This window comes from Saccharothrix algeriensis, from assembly GCF_016907655.1.
GTDB lineage: Bacteria > Actinomycetota > Actinomycetes > Mycobacteriales > Pseudonocardiaceae > Actinosynnema > Actinosynnema algeriense.
On record NZ_JAFBCL010000001.1, the window covers coordinates 4,965,118 to 4,990,191 of the forward strand.

Consider the following 25,074-nt stretch of genomic DNA (forward strand, 5'->3'; position numbering starts at 1 on the left):
TGTGCATCCCTTTCCGAGTCGCCCCACAGGGAACGAGGTCCTCGTGCGCACCACCGCCGCCCTCCTGCTCGCCGTGTTATCCGTCGCCGGCTGCACCTCGGCCCCGGCCGGTGAGCCCACCGCGACCGACGTGCCCTCCTCGACGTCCAGCGCCGCCGTCAAGTCGTGGGAGCAGGAGGTCGTCCAGCACGACTTCGGCGCCACGGTGACGGTCGGGACGTCGACGGTGACGGTGGGCGCCCCGGAGGCGTTCACGCCGAGCACGGTGGCGAAGGGCGCGGAAGGCGGTGGCCGCGCCGGGCGCGTGAAGATCACCGTGGTGAACAACGGCACGAGCCCGGTGCCGGGCAACATGGTGCTGGCGCAGGCGGCGGCGGGCGACAAGGAGCTGCCGAGCGTCGTGGACACCGTGAACGGCACCGAGGTCCCGACGCAGGACATCCGGCCGGGCCAGACCGTGACGTGGCAGGCCGGGTTCATGGCGCCCGAGCAGCCGGGCGAGCTGACGGTGCGGGTGCTGCTCGGCCTGACCGGCGACAAGAACAACTGGCGCGGCCGGTTCTGAGCCGTTCCCCCGGGAGCAGCCGCCTCCCCGCGCACGTCAGCCCGGGTGAGCCCCCCGGCGGGTGGTAGCGCTGGCGCTACCCCCGGACACCCATCTCCGGGATCGAGGTCCCGACCCCACCACGCCTAACTTCGTGGAGGACGTCGAGAAGGGGATGTGTGATGAAGGCAGGGACGGGCACCTTGGGCACGGCACACGCGCTGCGCTTGGAGTCGGTGCGCAAGGTCTACGGCTCCGGCGCGAACGCGGTCACCGCGCTCGACGGTGTCACGGTCGGCCTGCGCCGGGGCGGGTTCACGGCGGTGATGGGCCCCTCCGGGTCGGGCAAGAGCACGTTCCTGCACTGCGCGGCGGGGCTGGACCGGCCGACGTCGGGCCGGGTGCTGCTGGGCGACACGGACCTGGCGGGCATGTCGGAGAACGAGCTGACCGGGCTGCGCCGGCAGCGGATCGGGTTCGTCTTCCAGGCGTACAACCTGATCCCGTCGCTGACCGTGGAGCAGAACATCACGCTGCCGCTGCGGTTCGCGGGCGTGCGCCCGGACGCCGGGTGGCTGCGCGAGATCGTCGAGCGGGTGGGCATCGCGAACCGGCTGGCCCACCGGCCCGCCGAGCTGTCCGGCGGGCAGCAGCAGCGGGTCGCGATCGCGCGCGCCCTGGTGACCCGCCCGGAGGTGCTGCTGGCCGACGAGCCGACCGGCGCGCTGGACACCCGGACCGGGCGGCAGGTGCTGGAGCTGCTGCGGGGCCTGGTGGACTCGGTCGGGCAGACGGTGCTGATGGTCACGCACGACCCGGTGGCGGCCTCCTACGCGCACAGCGTCCTGTTCCTGGCCGACGGCCGGTTCGCGGGCGAGCTGCACGACCCCACGGCGGACGCGGTCAGCCGCCGCCTGGCCGGCCTCGGGGAGTGGTGAGGTCGTGCTGTCCATCGCCTGGCAGTTGGTGAAGGCCCGCAAGGCGGGCTTCGTCGGCGCGTTCATCGCGGTCCTGTGCGGCACGGCCGTGGTCGCCGCGTGCGGGATCCTCATGGAGTCGGCGTTCCGGTCCGGCGTGCCGACCGAGCGCTACGCCGCCGCGGCCGCGGTCGTGGGCGGCAAGCAGGAGGTGCGGCCCGAGAGCGGCGGCGACGTCCTGTCCTTCCAGCAGGTCGGCACGCTGCCCGCGGTGCCGGCCGACCTGGTCGGCAAGGTCGCGGCCGTGCCCGGGGTCGCGAAGGCCGTGGGGGAGACGACGTTCCCGGCGCGGGTGGTGGCGGGCGGGGTGCTCGACGCGCTGGGCCACAACTGGGACGCCGCCGTGCTCACGCCGTTCGAGCTGCGCGAGGGCCGCGAACCGGCGCGGGACGACGAGGTGGTGCTCGACGCGCAGTTGGCGCGCCGCGCCGGTGTCGAGGTGGGCGGTCGGGTCGAGGTCATGACGACCTCCACGCCGGTGGCCTACCGGGTGGTCGGCGTCGCCGCGCCCGCCGGGGCCGACGGCCTGGCCAAGCAGTCCGGGCTGTACTTCACGGCGGCGCGGGCCGGTGAGCTGTCCGGGCAGCCCGGCCGGTTCCACGCCGTCGGCGTCTTCGCCGAGCCCGGCGCGAGCGGGCTGGCCGAGCGGCTGGAGCAGGCGCTGGCGGGCGAGGGCGTCACGGTGGCCGCGGGCGAGGACCGCGGCGTGGTGGAGTTCGCGGCGGTCGGCCAGTCCCGGGTCGTGCTGGCGGCGATCTCCGGCTCGTTCGGCGGGATCGCGCTGCTGGTCGCGGTGTTCGTGGTGGCGGGCGCGCTGGCGCTGTCCATCGAGCAGCGGCGGCGGGAGCTGGCGCTGCTGCGGGCGATCGCGGCCACGCCGAAGCAGGTCGGCAAGCTGATCGGCCTGGAGACCACGCTCGTGGCCGGCGTCGCGGCGGCCCTGGGCGCGGTGGGCGGCATCGCCGTCGGGCACGGGCTGCGCGACGCGTTCGCGGCCATCGGCGTGATCCCGGACGACTTCGCGCTCGCGGTCGGGCCGCTGCCGGTGCTGGTGGCGTTCCTGCTCGGGCTCGGCGTGGCCCGGCTGGCGGCCAAGGTCGCCGCGCGCCGGCCGGCGCGCATCCCGCCGACCGAGGCGCTGGGCGAGGCGGCGGTGGAGCGGCCCGACCCGGGCCGGTGGCGGCTCGTGGCCGGCCTGGTGCTCCTGGCCGGCGGCGCGGGCCTGGCGACCACGCCGCTGTACCTGTCCGGCCAGGTCGCCACCGCCATGTCGTCGATGTCGGTGCTGCTGGCGGTGATCGGGGTGGCCCTGCTGGGCCCGCGGGCGATCGCGCCGGTCGTGCGGCTGATCGCCGCCCCGCTGTCCCGGTTCGGCGTGACGGGGTTCCTGGCCGCCGCGAACAACCGGGCCAACCAGAAGCGCCTGGCCGCCGCGCTGACCCCGCTGATGCTGTCGATCAGCTTCGCGGTCGTGAACTTCTTCAGCCAGACCACCGCCGCGGACGCCACCGAGCGGGAGGCGAAGCTCGCCACGACGGCCGACTACGTCCTGTCCGCGCCCGGCGGCACCTCGCCGGAGGTCGCGCAGGCCGCCCGGCGGATCGACGGGGTGGCCGAGGCGTCCTCGATGGTGCGCACGCAGGTGTTCGTCACCGTCGACCGGGGCGAGAGCGTCGAGGTGCAGCGGCTGCCCGCGCTCGGCCTGGACAACGCCCGCGACACGCTCGACCTGCGCGTGCTGTCGGGGAGCCTGGACGACCTCCGGGGCGACGCGGTCGCGCTGAGCAAGGCGGAGGCCGACTGGCTCGACGCGGGCCTCGGCGACCGGGTGCGGCTGCACCTGGACGACGGCGCCAAGGCGGAGCTGCGGCTGGTCGCCACCTACGAGCGCGACCTCGCGTTCGGCGACCACGTGCTGCCCGCCGAACTGGTCCGCGCGCACTCCACCACCCGCCTGGACGACTCGGCCCTGATCCGGCTGGCGCCCGGCGCGGACCGGGTGGCGGTCACCGCGGAGCTGGCGGAGCTGGCGGCCCGCTACCCGGGCGTGTCGGTCACCGACCGGTCGGCCGTGCCGCCGGCCGAGCACGCCGACCGCGACCTCCAGTTCTGGGTGAACCTGGTGGCGATCGGGGTGATCCTCGGCTACATCGCGATCTCGGTGGCCAACACCCTGGTCCTGACCACGGCGCAGCGGCGGCGGGAGTTCGCCCTGCTGCGGCTGGTCGGCGGCACGCGCCGGCAGGTGCTGCGGATGATGCGGGCGGAGGCGCTCACCCTGCTGGGCATGGCCGTCGTGGTCGGCACGCTGATCCCGGCGGTGCCGCTGGTGCTGCTGGGCGCGGGCCTGACCGGCACGCCGGCGCCCTCCGGGCCGATCGGGGTGTACCTGGGGATCGTCGGGTTCGCGGCCCTGCTCGGCCTCGCGGCCCTGCTGCTGCCGGCCCGGCTGGCGCTGCGCACCAGGCCGATCGAGGCCATCGGCCTGCGCGAGTAGCGGTGTGGTGCGCGGCCCGGGGGACGGGCCGCGCACCACGTGCGCGGTGACCGGGCCGGCCCGGCCGCGCGGTCGGGCGAGTTAGTCCGGCCGCGCGGTCGCGGGAGCTAGTCCGGCCGCGCGGTCGCGGGAGCTAGTCCGGCCGCGCGGTCGAGGGGGTTGGTCCGGCCGCGGTCGGGGAGTGCCGCGTGGTCGTGCGAGGTCGGCCCGGCCGCGTGGTCGTGCGGGGCCGGCCCGGCCGGGTGGTCACGGCAGGTCGACCCGGCGGGCCGCGCGGCTGGTGAAGAGGTACTCGGCGCGGCCCTGCTCGTCGGCGCCGATCAGGGTGTACACCGGGTGGCGGCCGTGCCGGGGCTCCACCCCGATCAGCTGGTCCTCGCACAGCCGCACCACCTCGGTGCCGGTGTCGGAGGCCAGCATCCGCGCCGTCGCGGTGTGCGGGCGCTGCTCCACCCAGCCCCGCCCCCGGTCGTCCACGCTGACGGTGTAGCCGAACATCGGCGTCTCGTAGGCGCCGGTGATGCGGGCCGCGTCCAGCGGTTCCGGCTCGGCGGGCGGTCGCGGGGGAGCGGGCACCTCCGCACCGGCGTGCTCGCGCAGCACGGCGGCGACGATCCCCTCGTACAGCCCGACACCGGCCAGGCTGTTGGTGAGCAGCGCGACGGCCACGCCCGAGGCGCCGGAGACGCGCAGGAACGCCGCCTGCCCGATGGTGCCGCCGTCGTGGCCGAAGACCTCCGCGCCGAAGTCGAACAGCTCCCAGCCCAGGCCCCACTTCCCGGCCTGCCCGCCGGCGTAGGGCACGTCGACCTGCGGCTCCCGCATCGCGCGGGTGCCCGCGGCGCTGAGCAGCGGGCCGCCGCCGGCCAGGTGCGCCCCGACCCAGCCGAGCAGGTCGCGGGCGCGCATGGCCAGCATCGCGCCGGCGGGCGCGTTGGACGGCTCCAGCGACCAGACCGGCGCCGGCTCCGGACCGCCGGGGCGGGGCAGGTGGCCGACGGCGGCGCGGAACAGGACGGCCTCGTCGGCGTTGACGGCGACGTGCGCGAGGCCCAGCGGCTCGGCGATCCGCTCCCGCAGCACCGCGCCGAAGGGCTTGCCCCGCAGCACCTCCACCAACCGGCCCAGCACCACGTACCCGCTGTTGCAGTAGGAGAACATCTTGCCCGGCGGGTGGACCTGGGCGGCGTCGGCGATGGCGGGCAGGTACTTCTCCACGGCGTCGTCACCGCGCCCGGTGGGGTGGAACAGGTCGCCGTCGAAGCCCGCGGTGTGGCCGAGCAGGTGCCGCGGGGTGATCACCGACGTGGCGGCGGCGTCGGCGACCCGGAACCGCGGCAGGTACCGCACCACCGGCTCGTCGAGGTCCAGCAGCCCCTCGTCGACCAGCTGCATGACCAGGGTCGCCGTCCACACCTTGGTGATCGAGCCGACCTGGAACACCGAGTCGGTGGTCGCCGCCACCCCCGTGGCGAGGCTCAGCACGCCGGCGGCGGCGTCCACGACCTCGCCGTCGACCAGCACCGCCGCTTGAGCGCCCGGGACCCCGTGCTCCGCTATGAGTTCGGCCAACCGGCGGGGCAGCCAGGTCGCGATCTCCGCACTGCGTGACATGTCCTTCTCCTTCGGGAGTGGTAGTGGCGTGGTCGGCGGCGGCGCGACCGGTCGAGCGGCGCAGGGGTGGTCACAGGCCCGGTCTACCCGACTTCGCCGCGTTCCGTTGCCCTAACAGGAGTCGCTCGGCCATTCGTGCAGCGGCGCGGTGCGCGGGGGGCCACCATGGTGAGGTCGGCGGTGACGGGGAGGGCACGTGGACGAGGTGGTCGGCGGGATGGGAAAGCGGTGGGGGACAAGCGTTCGGCGGTCGGGCAGCGCCCGAACGGCGGTCGGCGCGATCGGCCGGGCGCGCGCGTGAGCGCCGGCCTGGTGCGGCGCTTCACCGAAGCGCTGCCGGCGATCCTCGCCGACGTGGAACTGCTGGTGCGGGCGGAGTCGCCGTCGTCCGATGTGGACGCGCTGGCGGCCAGCGCGGACCTGGTGACCCGGGTGGGCACGCGGCTGCTGGGCGTCGAGCCGGACCGGATCGGGCCGCACCTGCGGTGGCGGCTGGGCGACGGGCCGCCGCGGGTGCTCGTGCTCGGGCACCACGACACGGTGTGGCCGATCGGCTCGCTGGGCACCCACCCGTTCTCGGTGCGCGACGGCGTCCTGCGCGGTCCGGGCTGCTTCGACATGAAGACCGGTGTCGTGATGGCGCTGCACGCGATCGCGGCCCTGGACGACCCCGCCGGCGTGACCCTGCTGGTGACCGGCGACGAGGAGCTGGGCTCGCCGTCGTCGCGCGGCCTGGTCGAGTCGGAGGCGGCGGGCTGCGCGGCGGCGCTGGTGCTGGAGGCGGCAGCCGGCACGTCCCTCAAGACCGCCCGCAAGGGCGTGTCGCGGTACGAGGTGCGGGTGGTCGGGCGGGCCGCGCACGCCGGGCTGGAACCCGAGCTCGGCGTGAACGCGGCGGTCGAGGCAGCCCACCAGCTGCTGGCGGTGGCAGCGCTGTCGGAGCCGGCGCGGGGCACGACCGTGACGCCGACCCTGCTCGGCGCGGGCACCTCCGGCAACACCGTGGCGGCGCACGGCGCGTTCACCGTCGACGTGCGCGTGACCTCGGCGGCCGAGCAGGACCGCATCGACCGGCGGGTGCACGCCCTGAAACCGGTCCTGCCCGGCGCGCGCCTGGAGATCCTGGGCGGCCCCAACCGGCCGCCCCTGCCGGCCTCGGCGTCGGAGTCGCTGTTCGCCCTGGCGCGGCGGCTGGGTCGCGCCCTGGGCCTGGAACCGATCACCGGCGTGCCGGTGGGCGGCGCCTCGGACGGCAACTTCACCGCCGGCGTCGGCACGCCCACGCTCGACGGCCTGGGCGCGGCCGGCGGCGGCGCGCACGCGGACCACGAACACGTCCTGGTAGCCGAGATCCCCGGCCGCACCGCCCTGCTGACCGCCCTGCTGGCGGCCTGCCTGCACTGACCCCGCCCGCTGCCGCCGCGACACGCGGAGGAGTGATCTGGCACCGTGTCCGGCGTGAGAGTGGTGGATGACGCGGGTGTCGCGTTGGATGCGTCGGTCACGGTTTCCGCGGTCTCGCAGACACGGTTCGCTGTGGTCGCGGATGGCGCCGTCGCGTTGGTGCTGCGGCGGCTGGGTGGTCACGACGCCGTCCTCGTGCTGGCGGACAGGCGTGTCCGGTTGGGGGACCGCCCCGATTGCGCCGCCTTGGCGGACCGGCTCGGCGCGTTGCCGGTCCGGATGGCGGTCGAGGTGCCCGGCACCACCGCCGGCCAGTTGGAGCGCGACCTCGCGGGACCCGTCACGCAGGTCGACCGCCGGTTCGGGGCCGGGGACCTGATGGTCGTGCTGGAGGGGTTGAACCGCCATCAGCGCAACGGGTCGGACAACCTGGACAAGCCGCTGGCGTTGATGTGGGCCATCGGACAGGTCGCGGCCGGGCGGGATCGGCTGTTCCCCTGGCCGCTGTTGCGGGCCGAGGTGCGTTCACTGCTCGCGGACTTCGGGGGAACCGGGACGAGCCCCGTGCCGCAGGACCTGTACCGGAGTCTGACGGCGGACCCGGAGCTGTGGGAGACCGCCGACCCGGCCACCGGGTCCACGGCCGCCGACGACAGCGCGCGGATCGGCTTCACCGAGCAGTCCGCCGAGTTGCTGACCGATCCCGCGGTGCGCGCGCAGGCGGTCGACGTGCTGCGCGCCACCTACCTGGTCGAGGTCGACCAGCCCGAGCTGCTCCGGCGGGTCGGCCTGCCGGTGCCGGTGGCCCCGTCGGCGGTCGAGGTGCTGCAGGGGCTCGTCGGCCGGGAGATCAAGACCGTGACCGGGTACGCCAACCGGGTGCTGACGGTGGGCCCGGTGAATGCGATCGTGCGCACCGCCCGGTCGGCGGAGGGTCGACCGGTGCCGGTCGCCGAGGTGCAGGCGGGGCTCGACCGGCTGTTCGCGCGGGGGCGGGTGGCCGCCACCACGAGCGAACTCGGGTACCGCAGCGCGTTCGTCGCGGCAGTGCTCGGCACCCTGCCGCGCGCGGTGGTGTCGCGGAACCCGGCGGTGGTGTCGCTCGGGTACGCGCCGACCGGGGTGGATGAGCAGTTCGGCGAGATGGACCGGGTGGCGGTGGCCAAGTACCGCGTGGAACAGCAAGCGCTGCGGCACGTGCTGCTCGGCGACGAGCCGGAGGGGCGGTGCGCGCTGTGCGGGCGGGTGTTCCCGGTCGAGCTGCTGGTGGCCGCGCACGTCAAGCGGCGTTCGGAGTGCTCCGACGACGAGCGTCGGGACTTGCGCAACGTCGCGATGCCCGCTTGCTGGCTGGGCTGCGACCGGCTGTACGAGCTGGGCTACGTGACCGTCGGCGCCGACGGCAGGGTCCTGACCGCCACCGCCACCGGTGCGCTCGACGAGCAGTTGGCGAAGCTGGCCGGGGCGGTCTCACCCGCGCACCGCCCGGCATCCGCCGCGTACTTCGCCTGGCACCGGGAGAACGTGTTCAGGGACCGCTCGGTGGCAGGGCCGCAGGGGGATCCGGGGTCGGCCTGCTGACCGTGGCGCCCCGGGTAGGGGCGCGAAGGGCTGTCGGTGGGGGTCGTTAGGATCGCTGGGTGGGTTCGCACGAGGTTCTGCGGAGGGTCTTCGGGTACGACTCCTTCCGGGGCGAGCAGGAAGAGATCGTCGAGCACGTCATCGCCGGGGGTGACGCGCTCGTCCTCATGCCCACCGGCGGCGGGAAGTCGCTGTGCTACCAGATCCCCTCCCTCGTGCGGGACGGGGTCGGGGTGGTGGTCTCGCCGCTGATCGCGCTCATGCAGGACCAGGTGGACGCGCTGCGCGACCTCGGGGTGCGGGCCGGGTTCCTCAACTCCACCCAGTATCCCGACGAGCGGTCGCTGGTCGAGGCCGAGTTCCTCGCCGGCGAGCTGGACCTGCTCTACCTCGCCCCCGAGCGGCTGCGGGTGGAGCAGACCGCGCGGTTGCTCGAGCGCGGGAAGATCGCGTTGTTCGCCATCGACGAGGCGCACTGCGTGTCGCAGTGGGGCCACGACTTCCGGCCCGACTACCTCGCCCTGTCCCACCTGCACGAGCGCTGGCCGGAGGTGCCGCGGATCGCCCTCACCGCGACCGCCACCCAGGCCACCCACGGCGAGATCGCCGAGCGGCTGAAGCTGGGCGACGCCCGGCACTTCGTGGCCAGCTTCGACCGGCCCAACATCCAGTACCGGATCGTGCCCAAGAACGAGCCGAAGAAGCAGCTGCTGGAACTGCTGCGCAACGAGCACGTCGGCGACGCCGGGATCGTCTACTGCCTGTCCCGCAACTCCGTCGAGAAGACCGCCGAGTTCCTCAACCAGAACGGCGTCAAAGCGCTGCCCTACCACGCCGGCCTCGACTCGCGCACGCGGGCGGAGAACCAGGCCCGCTTCCTGCGCGAGGAGGGCCTGGTGATGGTGGCCACCATCGCGTTCGGCATGGGCATCGACAAGCCGGACGTGCGGTTCGTCGCGCACCTGGACCTGCCGAAGTCCGTCGAGGGCTACTACCAGGAGACCGGCCGCGCCGGGCGGGACGGGCTGCCCTCCACCGCGTGGCTCGCCTACGGCCTCCAGGACGTCGTCCAGCAGCGCAAGATGATCGAGGACTCGGAGGGCGACCAGCAGCACCGCCGCCGCCTGGTGGCCCACCTGGACGCGATGCTCGCGCTGTGCGAGACCGTCGAGTGCCGCCGCGTGCAGCTGCTGGACTACTTCGGCCAGAGCGGCGAGCCGTGCGGCAACTGCGACACCTGCCTGGCCCCGCCCGAGACGTGGGACGCCACGGTGCCCGCGCAGAAGGTGCTCTCGACCGTGTACCGCCTGCGCAACGAGCGGCGGCAGAAGTTCGGCGCCGGGCAGACCGTCGACATCCTGCTGGGGCGCAAGACGGCCAAGGTCATCCAGTTCGACCACGACACCCTGTCGGTGTTCGGCATCGGCACCGAGCTGAACGAGAGCGGCTGGCGCGGCGTGGTCCGCCAGCTGCTCGCGCAGGGGCTGCTGGCCGTCGAGGGCGAGTACTCCACCCTCGTCCTCACGCCGGCCGCCGAGGAGGTCCTCTACCAGGGCCGCAAGGTGCACATGCGGCGCGAGGCCGAGCGCGCGGCGAAGGTCCGCACGGCCAAGCCGAAGCGCGGCGAGCCGGTCGACCTGCCCGCCTCCGCCGCGCCGGTCTTCGAGCGGTTGCGGGCGTGGCGCGCCGCGACCGCCAAGGAGCAGGGCGTCCCGGCCTACGTGATCTTCCACGACGCGACGCTGCGCCAGATCGCCGCGACCACGCCGAGCACGCTGACCGAGCTGGGCACGGTCAACGGTGTGGGCGAGAACAAGCTCGCCAAGTACGGGCAGCAGATCCTGGACGCGCTCGCCCCATGACCGGGCTCCGCGCCGACTGCGAGCGCTGCTTCGGCCTGTGCTGCATCGTGCCCGCCTTCGGCCGGTCCGCCGACTTCGCGGTCGACAAGCCCGCCCGCACCCCGTGCCGCAACCTCGGCGACGACTTCCGCTGCGGCATCCACAGCCGGCTGCGCGAGCGGGGCTTCCGCGGCTGCACGGTCTACGACTGCTTCGGCGCGGGCCAGCAGGTGTCGCAGGTGACCTTCGGCGGGCGCGACTGGCGGTCGGCCCCGGAGACCGCGGAGCTGATGTTCGACGTCTTCCCCGTGGTGCGGGAGCTGCACGAGCTGCTCTGGCACCTCACCGAGGCGCTGGGCCTGGACACCCCGCACCGCGCCCGGCTGGAGCGGGCCAGGGCCGACGTCGAGCGGCTCGCCGCCGGGACGGCGCAGGAGCTGGCCCGGCTGGACGTCGGCCCGCACTGGCGCACCGCGGGCGACCTGCTGGCACAGGTCAGCGCGCACGTGCGGGGCGGCGGGCGGCGGTCCCGGCGGGGCGCGGACCTCATCGGCGGGAAGCTGGCCGGGGCCGACCTGCGCGCCGCGGACCTGCGGGGCGCCCTCCTCGTCGGCGCCGACCTCTCCCGGGCCGACCTGCGCGGGGCCGACCTCATCGGCGCGGACCTGCGGGGCGCGGACCTGAGCGGGGCCGACCTGACCGGCGCGCTGTTCCTCACCCAGGCGCAGGTGGACGCCGCGAAGGGCGACGCCGCGACGGCCCTGCCCCCGGCGCTGACCCGCCCCGGGCACTGGACGGCCTAGCCCGCGCCCCACCGGTGGCGGCCCCGCCCGAGCAGGACCACCCGCCGGGTCACAGCCGCGCCAAGGCCCCGTCCACCACGTCCTCCAACGCCCGCCGGTCGTCCACCACCTTCCCGAGCACCCGCAGCCCGTAGTGGACGCCGAGCAGGAACCGGGCGCTCACCAGCGGATCGACCCCGGCGCCCAGCTCACCCGAGCGCCGCCCCGACTCGATCAGCCGGCGCACCGCCTCCTCCAGCCGCCCGAACTGCTCACGCACCAGCGCCGCCACCCGCTCGTCGGCGCCGCCCGCGGCCACGGCGGCGTTGACGGCCAGGCAGCCGCGCCGCGCCGGGTCGCCCAGGTCGTCGTCCACCGCGGAGAGCATCAGCGCGCGCAGCCGCGCCTTCACCCCGCCGGGACCCTCCAGGATCGCGCGCTGCCGGCCGAACCCGACCTCGGCGTACCGGTCCAGCACCCGCTCGTAGAGCCCGTGCTTGCTGCCGTAGGCGTTGTACAGGCTGCCGCGCCCCAGACCCGTGCAAGCGCACAGGTCCTCCGTCGAAGTGGCCGCGTAGCCCTTCGACCAGAACACCTCCATCGCGGCGTCCACGACCGCCGCGTCGTCGAAACCCCGTGGTCTGCCCACGGTTTCGGAGCGTAGCCGGTCAGGCACGTAGCGGAAGGGAACCGGCCCTACCCCCGAACGGTCGGCTTTTGGGAAGCTCTTCGGTTGTGGGCGAGAAGATCACGGGCCTCACCGTCGCGCAGGGCGCCGCGATGTCGGTGGGCGCGGTGCTGGGCACCGGGGTCATCGCCGTGCCCGCGCTGGCCGCCGAGGTGGCCGGCCCGGCCTCGCTGCTCGCCTGGCTCTGCCTGGTGCTGGTCTCCGCGCCGCTGGCGGCCACGTTCGCCGCCCTGGGCGCGCGGCACCCGGACGCGGGCGGTGTGTCGACCTACGCGCGGCTGGCGTTCGGCGAGCGCGCGGCCACCGTGGTGGGCTGGTGCTTCTTCTTCGCCGTCCCGCCCGGCGCGACGGCGTCCGCGCTGTTCGCCGGCTCGTACGTGGCCGACGCGGTCGGCGGCGGGCGGGTGGCGCAGGTCGGCGCCGCGGTGGTGCTGCTGGCGCTGGTCGCGTCGACCAACCGGGCGGGGCTGCGCGCGTCGGGTCGGGTGCAGTGCCTGCTGGCCGGGACGCTCCTGCTGCTGGTGTTCGGCGCGGTCGCGGTCTCCGCGCCGATGGCCGACCCGGCGAACCTGGAACCGTTCGCGCCCAACGGGTGGACCGCCATCGGCCCCGCCGCGGCGCTGCTGGTGTGGAGCTTCGCCGGGTGGGAGGCGATCACGCACCTGGCGCAGGAGTTCGGCAAACCGCAGCGCGACCTGCCGCGCGCGGTCGGGTGCGCGGTGGTCGTCGTCGCGGTGCTGTACCTGTCGGTCGCGTTCGCCACGGTCGCCGTGCTCGGCCCGGACGCGGACCGGGAGGCGCCGCTGGGCGAGCTGCTGGCGCGGGCGCTGGGCGGCGACCTGAAGGTGTTCGCCGCGGTCGCGGCCGTGCTGCTGACCGCGGGCTCGATGAACGCCTACTTCGCGGGCGGCGCGAAGCTGGGCGCGGCCCTGAGCCGGGACGGCGCGTTCCCGCGCCGGCTGTCCGGCGGCAGCGTGGCGGGCGAGGTGCCCCGGCGGAGCCTGGCGCTGCTGGTGGGCCTGTCGTTCGCGGTCCTCGCGGTGGTCGTGGCGACCGGCGCGGGCATCGGGCCGCTGGCGCTGCTGACCACCGGGCAGTTCGTCGCGGTGTACGTGATCGGCGCGGCGGCGGCCGTGCGGCTGCTGCCCCGGCGCAGCAAGGCCCGCTACACGGCGGTGTTCGCGCTGGCCGGGGTGTTGCTGCTGCTGGTGGTGTCCGGCGTCTACATGCTGCAGCCCGCCCTGGTGGCCGTGCTGGCGCTGCTGTTCCTGCGCTGGAACCGGCGGCGGCGCGGCCTGCTCGACCAGGACGGCAACCTCTCGGCGGTGGAACTGCGCCGGGGGGAGTAGGCCCGCGGGCCGCCGCGACCGGCCGACCGGAGCCGTGCCGGGAGCCGGCGCCGCCCGGCGACCGCGTGCTGCGGACGGCTCAAGTCCCCGGGGCGGACCCGGTGGTGCCGAGGGCTTCCCGCCGGCGCTCCACGGCCGCGCCCAGCTCCACCGGGTCGCAGTCCGCGAGGTGGTCGCGCACCGCGGCGTGCGGGAAGCGGTGGTCGCCGACCAGCAGCACCCGGTCGCGGGCCGACTGGAGGACCGCCTTGCGCCGCAACGGGAACTCGTCCAGCGCCAGCGGTTTGGCCAGCACCTCGGCGACCGGCTCGAACGGCCGGGCCGCGACCGGGGCCACGGCGAGCCCGACCAGCAGGCCGGTCACCGGGCCGAGCACCTGCCACGGGACCGGCCACACCGGTTGCGCGCCGAGCACCACCGCGAGCCCGCCGCCCACCAGCCCGGCCACCGGCGACGACCGCAGGCCGCCGCCGGGCGGCGGCAGGTCGCGCAGGCTCCCCCACACCGCGGTGAGGCCGCCGGTGAACGCGCCGACCGCCGCGCCCGCGCACAGACCGGCCCCCAGCCCCGCCACCACACCACCCGACGGGCCGGTCCAGGCCGTCACGGCGGCGGGGACCAGCGCGGCCGCCACCGCCCAGTAGCGGTCCCGCGTCAACCCCAGCGCCACCAGGAACGCCACCGCCGGCACGAGCCCGAACCCGACCGGCGCCGGCCACCGCGCCACCCGCGCGCCCAACCAGGCCCCCGCCACCGCCAGCGCGCCCACGACCACCGCGCCCAGCGCGAAACCCGTTGCCGCCCAACGCCACCCACGAGCCCGGTCGTCCGCCTCGGCGGGGAACCGCCCGCGCCGCAACCCCGCCGCGGCCACCGCGACGACGACCGCCGCCGGCCAGCCGAACACCAGCCCCACCACCAGGCCCAGCGCCACCGCCGCACCCACCAGCGCACCCGGCCCCGCCCGGCGGAACAACCGCCAGACCGCGGGCGGCTCCACGAAGTCCAACCACACCTCCCGGCGCGGCAACCGGTGCCGCGCGACGAGGTCCGCGCGGCGGCGGGCGACCCGGGCCAGGAACCGCAGCGCCCGCAGCGCCCGCTCACCCCGCCCCGGCCCGCGCGCGGCCGACTCCACCAGGTAGGTGTCCAGCACACCGCGGTACTCCGCCCGACCCGCCCGGTAGGCCAGCGCCAGCAGCCCGAACGCGAGCGGCGTGCGCACCTCGTCCCACAGCTGCGGGTCCTCGGACAGCGCGTCGCGCAACCCGTCCAGCCGCGGCCCGCACGCGTCGACCAGCGCCAGCACGTCGGTGCGCCGCAGCGGTTCCACGCGCACCACGTCGTAGCGCGGCAGCCGCTCGTAGTCGTCGGTGGAGCAGCACAGCACGACCTGCGGCAGCTTCAGCGCCGTGATCCACGCCAGGCACTCGGCCCGGTCCGCCGCGGGCACGTCGTCCAGGTTGTCGAACAGCACCGCCAACCGCCGTTCCCGCAACCACAACCGCCCCGACCGCACCCCGATCCGGTACCGCTCGGCCAGCTCCTCCAGCAGCCACTCCCCGAAGTCCCGCGCCGGCCGCCACCCACCCAGGTCCACCAGCACCGGCACCGGCCGCCCGTCGTCGGCCCGAGCCCGGCCCGTCAACGCCTCGGCGAGTTCGAGCAGGAGCGACGTCTTGCCCGCCCCCGGCTCACCCGCCACCACCAGCGGCACCGAGGTGCGAGCCGGCAACCGCGGCCCGACCCGGGGCGCGACACCCAGCTTGAGCCGCACCTGCTCGGCCAGCGACCCCTCCACCCGGGCCCGCACGTACCGCTCCACGCGGTCCAGCGCGGCGGTCCGGTTGGCGGGGTGCGCGGGCCGCCGCCGCACCAGCAACGCGCCGAGCGGCTCCCACGCGGCGAGCGCGGCCGTCAGGGCCGACAACAGCACCAGCGACGGCCACAGCCACGTCGCGTACGGACCGAGCACGCGCGGGGCGGACCCACCGGTCGCAGCGTTGATGGCAACCGGCAACAACACCAGACACGTCACACCTCCCGCGCCGACCAGGGCGATCTGGCGAGAAGTGCGAGCGAGCCGTCGATGGTCCATGTGCCCCCCACGAGGTCGCAACGACGGTAACGGCGTTCGAGGCGTCGTGGTAGACGAGTTCTCGACGACGGAAGGACGACACCACCGACTACGCCGAACGGATGCCCACCTGCACACGCACACAGCACCCACCACGCCGTCTTTTCACACGGCCAATCCGCCCCATCGCGCTCGCAGGCTTTCCGCACGCCCCGTGCAGACCGGTGTCTTCGTGTTCTCCCCGTATGGCCTGCCCGGAGGGCTACCATGCTTTTCTGGGGGGTGCAAGCACGCTTTTCGCTTGCACCCCCCAGAAAAGCATGGTTGTCTTTAGGCAGGTCATGCGGGGGGAACACGACCGCTGTTTCTTTTCATTCTCCTTGGCGGCCTGCCTGTCCGGCGAGGACTCTTTTAAGCTCTTCAGCTTCGGGCGGTGCGGCACCAATTCTTACCTGGATCGGTGCGCGATCTTGGTATGAAGAGCGGCCGAGAGGCCCCCAAGGAGGAGGAAAAGAAAGAGCGGTCGTGTTCTCCTCCCCGCACGGCCTGCCGAAGGCAATCATGTTTGTCGGGGGGTGTCAAGCGAAGAGCGTGCTTGACACCCCCCGACAAACATGATCGGGCTGCGCCCAGGCCGTACGGGGAGGAGAACACGAAGGCACCGGTATGCGCACTGGGTGCGGCACTACCTCGTGCAAAAGCGCACTGGGTGCGGCGCTGCTACGTGCAAAGTGCACTGGGTGCGTCACCGCTGCGCGCAAAAGTGCGGGAGGTGTGCTGGCCTCACGTCGCCGTGAAGAATTCCACGAGCAGTCGGTTGACCTCGGCCGGTCGTTCGAGGAAGCCGTAGTGGCCCGCGTCGGCCACCTCCTCGTACCGCGCCCCGGGAATGGCCTCGGCGACCTCCCGCGCCAAGTACGGCGGCAGCACGCGGTCGTCGGTGAAGCCCACCACCAGGCACGGCACGGTGATGGCGCGGTAAGCGTCGAGCCGGCTGTCGTACTCGTCGAGCTCTAGCTGCGCCCGCACGCCCGCGCTCAGCGCCGAACCGGTGAACGCGAAGACGTCAAGCCAGTCGCGCGCGGTCACCGGGTCGCGCAAGGTCGCGGGGGAGAGGTTGAGGACCGCGTTGACCGCCGCGTGGTAGGGGCCCGGCAGGGTGATGCCGTTGTCGTGCAGCGCCCGCTCCCCCCGGGACAGGGACACCTGCACCGGGTCGGTGCGGCCGGCGGTGGCGAGCAGGGCGGCCCGCCGGACCAGGTCGGGCCGGGCCAGGGCGAGTTCCTGCGCCACCCGCGCGCCCAGGGACGTGCCGACGACGTGGGCCGGCCCGCCGAGGTGCTCGATCAGCGCGGCCGTGTCGCCGACCAGGTCCTCGACCTTCATCCCGGACGCGCACTCGTCGGTCGGCGGGACGCCCCTGTTGTCGAACGTCGCGACCCGGAAACCGGCCTCGCGCAGGGCGGGCGCCTGGTGCGAGTGCCACACCCGGCCGGGGCCGCCGGTGCCCATCACCAGCACGACCAGGTCGCCGTCGCCCTCGACGCGGTAGCTGAGGGTGATCCCGTTGAGCGCGGCTGTCGGCATGACCGGCAGGTTAGCGAATCGCGGCCCGGCGCGTCCGCCGCCGGCGCGCGGGGGCTAGGGTTCGGCCCATGCGCCGAGCGATCTTCTCCGGGTCCACGTTCGAGGAGCAGGTCGGTTACGCGCGGGCCGTGGTGGACGGTGACTGGGTGCACGTCTCGGGCACCACCGGGTTCGACTACTCGACCATGACGATCGCCGACGACGTGGTGGCGCAGGCCGAGCAGTGCCTGGCCAACATCGGCGCGGCGCTGGCCGAGGCCGGGTGCGGGTTCGCCGACGTGGTGCGGGTGCGGTACTTCCTGCCCGACGCGGCGGACTTCGAGCCGTGCTGGCCGGCGCTGCGCGCGGCCTTCGGCGAGGTGCGCCCGGCGGCGACGATGCTGGTGTGCGGCCTGGCCGACCCGCGGATGCGGATCGAGGTCGAGGTCACCGCGCGGCGCGGGGCCCGCTAGCCGGCCACTCGATCACCGGGCAGCGGTCCATCACCACGTCGAGCCCGGCCGCGGTGGCGCGCTCGTAGGCCGCTTCGTCGACCACGTCGAGCTGGAACCACACGGCCTTCGCGCCGATCGCCACCGCCTCGTCGGCGAACCGCCCGGCGGCCTCGGAGCGGCGGAAGACGTCCACGCAGTCCACCGGGAACGGGATGTCGGCCAGCGTCGGGTAGCCCTGCTCGCCGAGCACCGGCTCCGCGTCGGGGTGCACCGGGACGATCCGCTTGCCGCGCCGCTGGAGGAACCTCGCCACGCCGTGGGCCGCGCGGTGCGGGTGGTCGGCCAGGCCGACGACGGCCCACGTGTCGCAGCCGGCCAGGATGCGCCGGATCTTCCCGGGCTCGCCCCACGGTTCGGTCATGCCGACAGCCTAGGTCGGCGAACGGGGACGGCCGGTGTGCCGCCGCCCACCCCGGGCTCCGCGCGGCGGCCCGCCGGACCGCCGCGCGGAGCCGGCTCGCGGCGCTCAGGGGCGCGCCAGCCCGCAGCCCGGGGCGTGCAGGTCGATCCGGCCGCCGCCGGGCAGGCACGGCACGATCTGGTAGGTCTGCTGCGCGTAGCCGATGCCGGGCCGCACGGTGATCGTGCCGGTCGGGTCGACCTCGCACGGGTTGTTGGTCGTGCACCGGCCGCCGCTCTCGTTGCCGGTGTTGTTCACCCCGACCACCGCGCCGGAGGCCACGTCGACCACCGGCGAGCCGGACGTGCCGCCGATGATGTCGCACGACGCCGTGTACCGGATGGAGTCGTTCCACGTCCAGGCGCCCTCGCGCAGCTGGTGGACGAACCCGTCGGCCCGGCACGAGTAGATCTTCTGCCAGTACCCCGAGACCACGCGGATGTCGATGCCGGCGGTCGGGTGCTGCGGCGACAGCGTCAGCGCCCGCGTGCCCATGCCCTCGACCTGCTCGTACGTGGTGGTCAGCCGGTAGAGCGCGGCGTCGGTGCCGGTCATCGTCGCGTAGAGCAGGCGTTCGGCGCGCAACGTGCCCAGCGTCCCCTTGCCGCTGCGCTCCAGCAGCGTGAACGCCCGGTCGGCCGCCTGGTCGACGAGCACCTCGCGGTCGGCCATCAGCTTCACGCAGTGCCCGTTGGTGAGCACCAGCGCCCGGTCCGACGGCTGCGCGGTGGGCGTCCGGACCACCGAGCCCGAGCAGTTGTTCAACGCCACGATCCCGGTGAAGTCCACCGCGGTGGGCTCCGCGGCCCGCGCCGGGGCCACCAGGACGGTCAGGAAGAGCACGGTGGCGAGCACCGCGCCCGGCAAACGCTTGGCCATCAGTCGAATCCTCCTCGAGAGTCCGGGGCATCCAACCAGCAGCCTGTCACCGTGCGTGCACGACACGCTACGGCGGGGAGTCGGTATCACCGTTCTGCGGGACATCGCGCAGCGGACCCGGCGGCGTCCGGCAGTTCGCCGGCGTGGCGGGGCGGCCGGACCGGGTTCGCCACCGGGGTCGTCCCGCCGACCCGCGCGGTGGGATCGCAGCCGGGCCGCGCCCGGACCCGGTCACCGGGCGGCGGGCCGGTCCGGGGTGGACGGTGCGCGGCGAGTCGCGGTCCGCCCCGGACCGCCGCGCCGCGCCCGGCCGGGACCGGCGATCACCGCGCCCGTCCCGGCGCCGCTCACGCGTCCAGCCGGAAGTCCGGGTCGGCCGCGAGCCGCGGGGCGCCCGCCCGCGCGTCCCGCGCCGACCCCGAGTAGTCCCAGTCGACCGACTGCCAGCGGGTGAACTGGTCGAGCGCCCACGCGCCGGACTGGCGGGAACCGTTGCCGGACTTGCCGTTCCCGCCGAACGGCAGGTGCGCCTCCGCGCCGGGGGTCGAGCTGTTCACGCTCACCACCCCCGCGTCGACGCCCGTGCGGAACGCGAACACCTTGGCCGGGTCGGTGGTGTGGATGGCGCTGGAGAGCCCGTAGCCCGGCAGGTTCGCCAGCTCGACGGCCTCGTCCAGCGCCCGGTAGGTCGTCACGCCCACCAGCGGGCCGAACGTCTCGTGCCGGAACAGCTCGTCGTCGGGCCGCACGCCGTCGACGATCACCGGGTGGTAGAACAGCCCGCCGTCCGGGTCGCCGAGGAAACCCTTGCGGGGGTTGGTCTCGGTGATCCGGCCGACGCCGGTCGACCCGTGCGCGCGGTGGTGGTCGCGGATCCAGCCGAGGTACTTCTCGAAGTCCACCGCGAACCTGCCGTCCAGCACCGGCCCGTACAGCACGTCGCCGAACGGGTCACCCACGACGGCGTCCTCCGTCGCCGCCGCGAACCGGCGCAGGAACTCGTCGTGCACCGACTCGTGGACGATCACCGTGCCCAGCGACGTGCACCGCTGCCCGCCCGTGCCGAACCCGGAGGACAGCGCGCCCCGCACGGCCAGGTCCAGGTCCGCGTCCTCGGCGACCACCATCGGGTTCTTGCCGCCCAGCTCCAGGCACGGCGACTGGAGGTGCCGCCCGCACAGCTCGCCGATGAGCGCGCCCACCCCGGACGAGCCGGTGAAGCCGACCTTGTCCACCAGGCGCCGCTCCAGCGCCAGCTCCAGCCCGCGGTAGGTCTGCGACCCCTCGGCGTGCACCAGGTTCAGCACGCCCTCGGGCAGCCCGGCCGAGGCGAACAGGTCGTGCAGGGCCCGCGCGGAGGCGGCGGAGTACTCGGCGGGCTTCCACACCGCGGTGTTCCCGCACAGCAGCGCCGGCACGACGTGCCGGGACGGCCCGGCCACCGGGGAGCTGCCCGCCGTCACCACCGCCGCCACGCCCACCGGGTCGCGGAAGGTGAGCAGCTGCTTGCCCGGCACCTCCGAGGGCACCGTCCGCCCGTGCAGCCGGCGGCCCTCGCCGGCGAAGAACGCGCAGGTGTCGACGACCTCCCGCACCTCGTCGCGCGCCTCGGCCAGCGGCTTGCCGATCTCGCGGGTCACGGTCCGGGCCAGCGCCTCGGCGTTGGCCGCCACCAGCCGGCCGATGTCGGCCACCACCTGCCCGCGCACCGGCGCGGGCACCGCGGCCCACGCGGGCTGGGCCTGCTTGGCGCGCCGGGCGGCCTCGGCGAACTCCGGCGCGCCCGCCAGCTCGACGCGGGCCACGACGTCGTTGAGGTCGGCGGGGTTCGTGGACACGTAGGTCATGGCCCTCAGCGTGGTGCGCCCGGCGGGGGGTGCCAAGCGCCCGCCGGGTGAACCTCCGCGCCCGCGGTCGCCGGCGGACCCGGCGATCTCCCGGAGTGCGGAAAACCGTTGCGGCGACCCGGGTTCGCCGTGCGCGGACCCACCACCGCGCGGGCTACTCGCCCTTCGCGCCGTCGGCCAGCTCCCGCAGGAGGTCCAGGTGCCCGACGTGCCGCGCGGTCTCCTGGACGAGGTGGGCGAGCACCCAGCGCACGGTCCGCCCCCGGCCGTCGTGGTCGCCGCGCGTCCGGTCGCCGGCGGCCAGCCCGGCCAGCGCCTTCGCCGACAGCTCCCACTCGGCGCGGTACTCGGCGACCACCGACTCGACCGTGTCCTCGTCGTGCAGCTGCCAGGAGGCGTCCGCGTCCGCGCCCCACAGCGACGGCAGCTCGGCGCCGCCCGCCTCGATGGACAGCCACCACCGCTCGACCGCCGTCAGGTGTTTGAGCACGCCCAGCGCGCTCACCACCGGCGAGGTCGGGATCGGCGTCGCCGCGGCCCGCTCGCGGTCGAGCCCCTCGACCTTCGACACCGCCGTGATCCGGAGGAATCCCAGGAAGTCCGTCAGCAGCCGCAGCTCGTCCTCCGCCGCCGCGGCCGGCCACACCCTATTCGAACTCATGTTCGAACCCTACGGCATCGCCGGGGCGGGGCGTCGGGCGGGGCTCCGGCCGCGCGCCGCCGGCGCGTCGGGCGCCCCGCGCGGTGAACCCCCTGAGCGGCTTGGTGGATCCCGGCCCGAAACCGTCCACTTCGGACACTCGGTCGCCGCGGTCTCGCGCGGGGGCAGGGCCTTGGCTTACCGGGCGGGCCGCTCGGCTCGCCCTGGAGTGATCGCGCGCGGCACGACGTCCGCCGGGTGGTTGCGCACCGCCTCGACGTCGACGCCCGGCGGCGGGGGTCGGCCGTCCGAACGCGACCTCCGGCGCGTGCGGGGTCCGGTCGCCCTCGGCGGGCGCGGGCGCGGAAAACGCACGTGCGGTGGCGGGAGGGGCGCTGGTAGCGTGGAGCGCGGCGTGTGTGGGCAGACGTGAGGCTGGAGCCACTCCCCGGCAGACGGGTGGCGTGATCCGCCGCGGGGTGGGGGCACCCCTGACCACGAGGCAGTGCGACCGAACCACCGCATGACGCGTGTGCGCGTCCTTGTGCGCCGAGCCGGGCGGCGGGAGCGAGGACTTGCGATGTCACGTTCGTCGTTGACCGAACAGCTGGCCGACCTGCGCCGCGCCTACACCGGCGAGAACCTGAGCCAGGCCGTCCCGGCGGTCCGGGCCGTCCTGCACGACCTGCCCGCCGACCGGCGGGAACGGGTGGTGGACGCCCTGCGCGGCCGGGCCGACGCGCGCGGGCTGTTCCTGCCCGACGCGCCGACCGACGACCAGCGCGCGCTGGAGTGCGTGGTGCTGCAGACCGCGACCGACGCGTCGGCCCACCTCCAGCTGCGCCCGCCGGCGTCCATGCTGCGCCCGGCGCACGTGTTCCGCGCCGTGGAGCCCGCCGACCGGCCGCGTCTGCACCTCGCCGAGCACGCCCTCGGGCCGCTGCTGTACGAGCTGCTGCCGCGGCACGAGGACCGGTGGGTCGCCGGCGTCGCCGGGCTGCGGGTGCGGCGCCACCCCAGGTCGGTGGAGGTCCGGCTGCTCGACCTGGACGCGGGCGTCGTCCTGGCCGGCGTGGACGACCGGGCCTGGGCCGCGGGCATGACCTACGTCCGCACCCTGCTCAAGGGGCGGGACCTGCACGGGCCGTTCGCGGAGGGCCCGCTGAGCGACGCCGAGCGCGAGCACCTGGCGGAGTTCCCGCGGCCGACCGGGCTGGGCAGCGCGGTGCTGCGCCGCTACCACCTGTTCACCGCCGCGCCCTGGCTGCGGTCCCTGCCGCAGCTCGACCGGTGGTGGCTGGAGTGGCCGGAGAGCCTGGGCGTGGCGGCGGTCGCGGACCGGCTGCTGCACCCGGTGTTCGGCCTGCCCCGCGCCGTGGAGGCGCCCAGCCCGGCGGGCGGCCTCGGGCTCACCACCGGGTGGCACGACCTGTACCTGCGGGAGGTCGACCCGCCGGACCCGGCCAAGGAGGAGGCGCTCGGCGCGGTGGAGTGGCCCGAGGGCGTCACCGGCTGGTGGGAACCGCCGCAGGAGGCGGTCCGCTGAGGGGCTCCGCTGAGGGACTCCGCAGGGGGCTCCGCCGACGGGCGCGCGGGCGGTCCCGGCCGGGACCGCCCGCGCGCGCATTCGGCCGGTGCGCGGCACCCGTTCGACGGCGTTCACCCGGTGGTCGTGATCACGGGACCGAGGGTCGGTCGGGCGTCCGCCACGCAGGTAGACTGCCCTTTCGCCCGGTGCGGACGCGGCGGGCGCAGACCAGGACGACCACGAGGAGGACCCCGGTGACCCAGCAGGCTGCTGAGGCCCGGTCCGAGGACCGCAGCGCGCCGCGCCGCGTGCTCGTCGCCGAGGACGAGGCCCTCATCCGCCTGGACCTCGTCGAGATGCTCCGCGAGGAGGGCTACGAGGTCGCCGGGCAGGCCGCCGACGGCGACGAGGCGGTCGTGCTGGCCGAGCAGCTGCGGCCCGACCTGGTCATCATGGACGTCAAGATGCCCAAGGTGGACGGCATCGAGGCCGCCGGCGCGATCGCGGCCAAGCGCATCGCCCCGGTCGTCATCCTGACCGCGTTCAGCCAGCGCGAGCTGGTGGAGCGGGCCCGCGACGCGGGCGCGATGGCCTACCTGGTCAAGCCGTTCGCCAAGCGCGACCTGGTGCCCGCGATCGAGCTGGCGATGAGCCGCTTCGCCGAGCTGCAGGCGCTGGAGAACGAGGTCGCCGGGCTGACCGAGCGGCTGGAGACCCGCAAGGTCGTGGAGCGGGCGAAGGGCCTGCTGATGGCCAAGCAGGGCCTGTCGGAGCCGGAAGCCTTCCGCTGGGTGCAGCGCACCGCGATGGACCGCCGCACGACCATGAAGGCCGTCGCCGAAGCGGTCATCGAAAACTTCGGCTGAGATACCTGTTCGGTTATCGGACGCACTGTGCCGACCATTGTTGGTTACAGCGCGCATTGGGTGCGTGACCTGCGGCTATTTGAGCTGGATTTAAGACTGTTAACGTGTACGGATTTGCCCGTGACTACCGTCACGATGTGGACACAGAGCAGGAAGACCACCTGTTCACCGAACACAACTGAAGCTACGTTCCTGCCCTAACCCAAGCCCTCGTGCGAGGGCTCCGCCTACCGGCGGGCTGGTTGGTCATGGGAGGTATTCCGGTGTCAGGAGCACGACTCGGCCGAGTTCTGGGGCTGGCGGCGGCCACGTCGCTCGCGCTCGCGGCTTGCGCCGGCGGCGGTGGCGGCGGCAACGGCGGCGACGCCTCGTCGGTCAAGATCGGGTTCATGGGGGACCTCACCGGCGAGAACTCGGCCATCGTGATCCCGCCCTACAACGGCGCGAAGATGGCGATCGACGAGTACAACGCCAAGAACCCCAAGGTCAAGATCGAACTCATCAAGTACGACAGCCAGGGCAAGGCGGACCAGGCCACCTCGCTGCTCGCCCAGGCCGTCAACACCGACAAGATCGTCGCCCTCATCGGGCCGGCCTTCTCCGGTGAGTCCAAGGCGATCGGCGGCACGCTGGAGGAGAGCAAGATCCCCAGCATCTCGCCGTCCGCCACGAACTCCGGCCTGGCCGGCAACGGGTGGAAGTACTGGCACCGCGTCGTCGCCAACGACAACGACCAGGGCCCGCAGGTCGCGGACTTCCTGCTGACCGCGAAGAGCCCGAAGAAGGCTTTCGTCCTGTCCGACGACCAGGAGTACAGCGTCGGCCTCGCCGAGGCGGTCACCAAGACGTTCAAGGACAAGGGCGTCGAGGTCGAGACCGACAAGTTCGCCCAGGCCGCGTCGGACTACTCCTCCACGGTCACCAAGGTCAAGGCTTACAACCCGGACCTGATCTTCTTCGGCGGCTACTACGCGCAGGGCGGCCGACTGCTCAAGCAGCTCCGCGACAACAACGTGACCACGCTGTTCGCCTCCGGCGACGGCTCGCTGGACCAGCAGCTGGTCTCCGGCGCCGGTGAGCAGGCCGCCGAGGGCGCCGTCATCGCGTGCCCGTGCAACATCCCGTCGGCCGACGCCACCGGCACGGCCAAGGCGTTCTACGACAACTACAAGAAGACCGTCGGCTCGGACCCGGCCATCTACTCGACCGAGGGCTTCGACGCCGCGACCGCCTACATCAAGGCCGTCGAGGAGGGCAAGACGACCTCCGAGGACATCAACAACTTCCTGTCCTCGGTGAGCTTCGAGGGCGCCTCCAAGCCCATCAAGTTCAAGGCGAACGGTGAGCCGGAGAACAACTCCATCTTCGTGTACCAGGTGAAGGGCGGTGTCCTCAAGCTGCTCGGCAAGTCGTCCGAGGCCAAGCTCGGGGGCTGATCTCCGGGACGGTTTTCACCAGGTCAGGCAGTGCTGGGGAGCG

20 protein-coding genes are annotated in these 25,074 nt (G+C 74.4%); 12 read left to right on the forward strand and 8 right to left on the reverse strand.

Features of this window, described 5'->3' with window-relative positions; all coding sequences use genetic code 11:
- Positions 1-43: 43 nt before the first annotated feature.
- The 3 genes from JOE68_RS22770 (at position 44) to JOE68_RS22780 (ending at position 4,018) form a co-directional block, all read left to right on the forward strand.
- A complete protein-coding gene (locus JOE68_RS22770; protein ID WP_204844314.1) occupies positions 44-565 on the forward strand; it encodes a hypothetical protein in 522 nt (173 codons plus the stop codon).
- Between the two features lie 161 nt (positions 566-726).
- Positions 727-1,482, forward strand: a complete 756-nt coding sequence (locus JOE68_RS22775) for an ABC transporter ATP-binding protein (RefSeq protein WP_204844315.1) — start codon at positions 727-729, stop codon at positions 1,480-1,482.
- Between the two features lie 4 nt (positions 1,483-1,486).
- A complete protein-coding gene (locus JOE68_RS22780; RefSeq protein ID WP_204844316.1) occupies positions 1,487-4,018 on the forward strand; it encodes an FtsX-like permease family protein in 2,532 nt (843 codons plus the stop codon).
- Between the two features lie 246 nt (positions 4,019-4,264).
- Here JOE68_RS22780 and JOE68_RS22785 read toward each other — a convergent pair whose 3' ends face one another.
- The gene (locus tag JOE68_RS22785; RefSeq protein ID WP_204844317.1) at positions 4,265-5,632 is read right to left on the reverse strand and encodes a serine hydrolase domain-containing protein; all 1,368 of its coding nucleotides are present in this window, start codon (positions 5,630-5,632) and stop codon (positions 4,265-4,267) included.
- A 342-nt stretch (positions 5,633-5,974) separates the two neighbouring features.
- On the opposite strand from JOE68_RS22785, the gene JOE68_RS22790 reads away from it, so the two are divergent.
- The 4 genes from JOE68_RS22790 (at position 5,975) to JOE68_RS22805 (ending at position 11,261) form a co-directional block, all read left to right on the forward strand.
- Positions 5,975-7,036, forward strand: a complete 1,062-nt coding sequence (locus JOE68_RS22790) for a M20/M25/M40 family metallo-hydrolase (RefSeq protein ID WP_372443366.1) — start codon at positions 5,975-5,977, stop codon at positions 7,034-7,036.
- Positions 7,037-7,168: 132 nt separating this feature from the next.
- A complete protein-coding gene (locus JOE68_RS22795) occupies positions 7,169-8,617 on the forward strand; it encodes a phosphorothioated DNA-binding restriction endonuclease family protein (protein WP_204844319.1) in 1,449 nt (482 codons plus the stop codon).
- Between the two features lie 59 nt (positions 8,618-8,676).
- Positions 8,677-10,479 carry a DNA helicase RecQ gene (gene recQ / locus JOE68_RS22800; protein ID WP_204844320.1) on the forward strand — a complete coding sequence of 601 codons (1,803 nt, stop codon included), beginning with the start codon at positions 8,677-8,679 and terminating at the stop codon, positions 10,477-10,479.
- On the forward strand, positions 10,476-11,261 hold the full coding sequence (locus JOE68_RS22805) for a pentapeptide repeat-containing protein (RefSeq protein ID WP_204844321.1): 786 nt from the start codon (positions 10,476-10,478) through the stop codon (positions 11,259-11,261). Before recQ ends, JOE68_RS22805 begins: the two co-directional genes overlap by 4 nt.
- Before the next feature lie 49 nt (positions 11,262-11,310).
- Here JOE68_RS22805 and JOE68_RS22810 read toward each other — a convergent pair whose 3' ends face one another.
- Complete coding sequence (locus JOE68_RS22810) at positions 11,311-11,889, reverse strand: TetR/AcrR family transcriptional regulator (protein WP_204844322.1); 579 nt, start codon at positions 11,887-11,889, stop codon at positions 11,311-11,313.
- 86 nt (positions 11,890-11,975) lie between these two features.
- Between JOE68_RS22810 and JOE68_RS22815 the strand changes: the two genes are divergently transcribed.
- Positions 11,976-13,277 (forward strand): APC family permease, encoded by a 1,302-nt coding sequence (locus tag JOE68_RS22815; protein WP_204844323.1) that lies wholly within the window; start codon positions 11,976-11,978, stop codon positions 13,275-13,277.
- A 79-nt stretch (positions 13,278-13,356) separates the two neighbouring features.
- On the opposite strand, the gene JOE68_RS22820 is transcribed toward JOE68_RS22815, so the two are convergent.
- The gene (locus JOE68_RS22820) at positions 13,357-15,303 is read right to left on the reverse strand and encodes an NACHT domain-containing protein (RefSeq protein ID WP_204844324.1); all 1,947 of its coding nucleotides are present in this window, start codon (positions 15,301-15,303) and stop codon (positions 13,357-13,359) included.
- An 834-nt stretch (positions 15,304-16,137) separates the two neighbouring features.
- Positions 16,138-16,941 carry an alpha/beta fold hydrolase gene (locus JOE68_RS22825; protein ID WP_204844325.1) on the reverse strand — a complete coding sequence of 268 codons (804 nt, stop codon included), beginning with the start codon at positions 16,939-16,941 and terminating at the stop codon, positions 16,138-16,140.
- A 68-nt stretch (positions 16,942-17,009) separates the two neighbouring features.
- On the opposite strand from JOE68_RS22825, the gene JOE68_RS22830 reads away from it, so the two are divergent.
- Positions 17,010-17,393, forward strand: coding sequence for a RidA family protein (locus JOE68_RS22830; RefSeq protein WP_204844326.1), 384 nt, complete (start codon positions 17,010-17,012; stop codon positions 17,391-17,393).
- On the opposite strand, the gene JOE68_RS22835 is transcribed toward JOE68_RS22830, so the two are convergent.
- The 4 genes from JOE68_RS22835 to JOE68_RS22850 all read right to left on the reverse strand — a co-directional run bounded on the left by JOE68_RS22835 (position 17,368) and on the right by JOE68_RS22850 (position 21,222).
- On the reverse strand, positions 17,368-17,796 hold the full coding sequence (locus tag JOE68_RS22835; RefSeq protein ID WP_204844327.1) for a CoA-binding protein: 429 nt from the start codon (positions 17,794-17,796) through the stop codon (positions 17,368-17,370). The genes JOE68_RS22830 and JOE68_RS22835 overlap by 26 nt on opposite strands.
- Positions 17,797-17,901: 105 nt before the next feature.
- Entirely contained in the window at positions 17,902-18,714 is an 813-nt protein-coding gene (locus JOE68_RS22840; RefSeq protein ID WP_204844328.1) for a S1 family peptidase, read from the reverse strand.
- Positions 18,715-19,061: 347 nt separating this feature from the next.
- Entirely contained in the window at positions 19,062-20,561 is a 1,500-nt protein-coding gene (locus JOE68_RS22845) for an aldehyde dehydrogenase family protein (RefSeq protein WP_204844329.1), read from the reverse strand.
- A gap of 154 nt (positions 20,562-20,715) precedes the next feature.
- Positions 20,716-21,222, reverse strand: a complete 507-nt coding sequence (locus tag JOE68_RS22850; protein ID WP_204844330.1) for a mycothiol transferase — start codon at positions 21,220-21,222, stop codon at positions 20,716-20,718.
- Between the two features lie 559 nt (positions 21,223-21,781).
- On the opposite strand from JOE68_RS22850, the gene JOE68_RS22855 reads away from it, so the two are divergent.
- The 3 genes from JOE68_RS22855 to JOE68_RS22865 all read left to right on the forward strand — a co-directional run bounded on the left by JOE68_RS22855 (position 21,782) and on the right by JOE68_RS22865 (position 25,031).
- Positions 21,782-22,747 carry a hypothetical protein gene (locus tag JOE68_RS22855; protein WP_204844331.1) on the forward strand — a complete coding sequence of 322 codons (966 nt, stop codon included), beginning with the start codon at positions 21,782-21,784 and terminating at the stop codon, positions 22,745-22,747.
- A 236-nt stretch (positions 22,748-22,983) separates the two neighbouring features.
- Positions 22,984-23,595, forward strand: a complete 612-nt coding sequence (locus tag JOE68_RS22860) for an ANTAR domain-containing response regulator (RefSeq protein WP_204844332.1) — start codon at positions 22,984-22,986, stop codon at positions 23,593-23,595.
- A 263-nt stretch (positions 23,596-23,858) separates the two neighbouring features.
- The gene (locus JOE68_RS22865; protein ID WP_307819830.1) at positions 23,859-25,031 is read left to right on the forward strand and encodes a branched-chain amino acid ABC transporter substrate-binding protein; all 1,173 of its coding nucleotides are present in this window, start codon (positions 23,859-23,861) and stop codon (positions 25,029-25,031) included.
- The last annotated feature ends 43 nt before the right edge of the window (positions 25,032-25,074 follow it).

Bases quoted from the DNA above. Each gene is read 5' to 3' on its own strand.
- JOE68_RS22785 (WP_204844317.1), bottom strand. From the start codon at position 5,632: ATGTCACGCAGTGCGGAGATCGCGACCTGGCTGCCCCGCCGGTTGGCC.
- JOE68_RS22850 (WP_204844330.1), bottom strand. From the start codon at position 21,222: ATGAGTTCGAATAGGGTGTGGCCGGCCGCGGCGGCGGAGGACGAGCTG.
- JOE68_RS22835 (WP_204844327.1), bottom strand. From the start codon at position 17,796: ATGACCGAACCGTGGGGCGAGCCCGGGAAGATCCGGCGCATCCTGGCC.
- JOE68_RS22830 (WP_204844326.1), top strand. From the start codon at position 17,010: ATGCGCCGAGCGATCTTCTCCGGGTCCACGTTCGAGGAGCAGGTCGGT.
- JOE68_RS22825 (WP_204844325.1), bottom strand. From the start codon at position 16,941: ATGCCGACAGCCGCGCTCAACGGGATCACCCTCAGCTACCGCGTCGAG.
- JOE68_RS22845 (WP_204844329.1), bottom strand. From the start codon at position 20,561: ATGACCTACGTGTCCACGAACCCCGCCGACCTCAACGACGTCGTGGCC.
- JOE68_RS22855 (WP_204844331.1), top strand. From the start codon at position 21,782: ATGTCACGTTCGTCGTTGACCGAACAGCTGGCCGACCTGCGCCGCGCC.
- JOE68_RS22805 (WP_204844321.1), top strand. From the start codon at position 10,476: ATGACCGGGCTCCGCGCCGACTGCGAGCGCTGCTTCGGCCTGTGCTGC.
- JOE68_RS22840 (WP_204844328.1), bottom strand. From the start codon at position 18,714: ATGGCCAAGCGTTTGCCGGGCGCGGTGCTCGCCACCGTGCTCTTCCTG.
- JOE68_RS22775 (WP_204844315.1), top strand. From the start codon at position 727: ATGAAGGCAGGGACGGGCACCTTGGGCACGGCACACGCGCTGCGCTTG.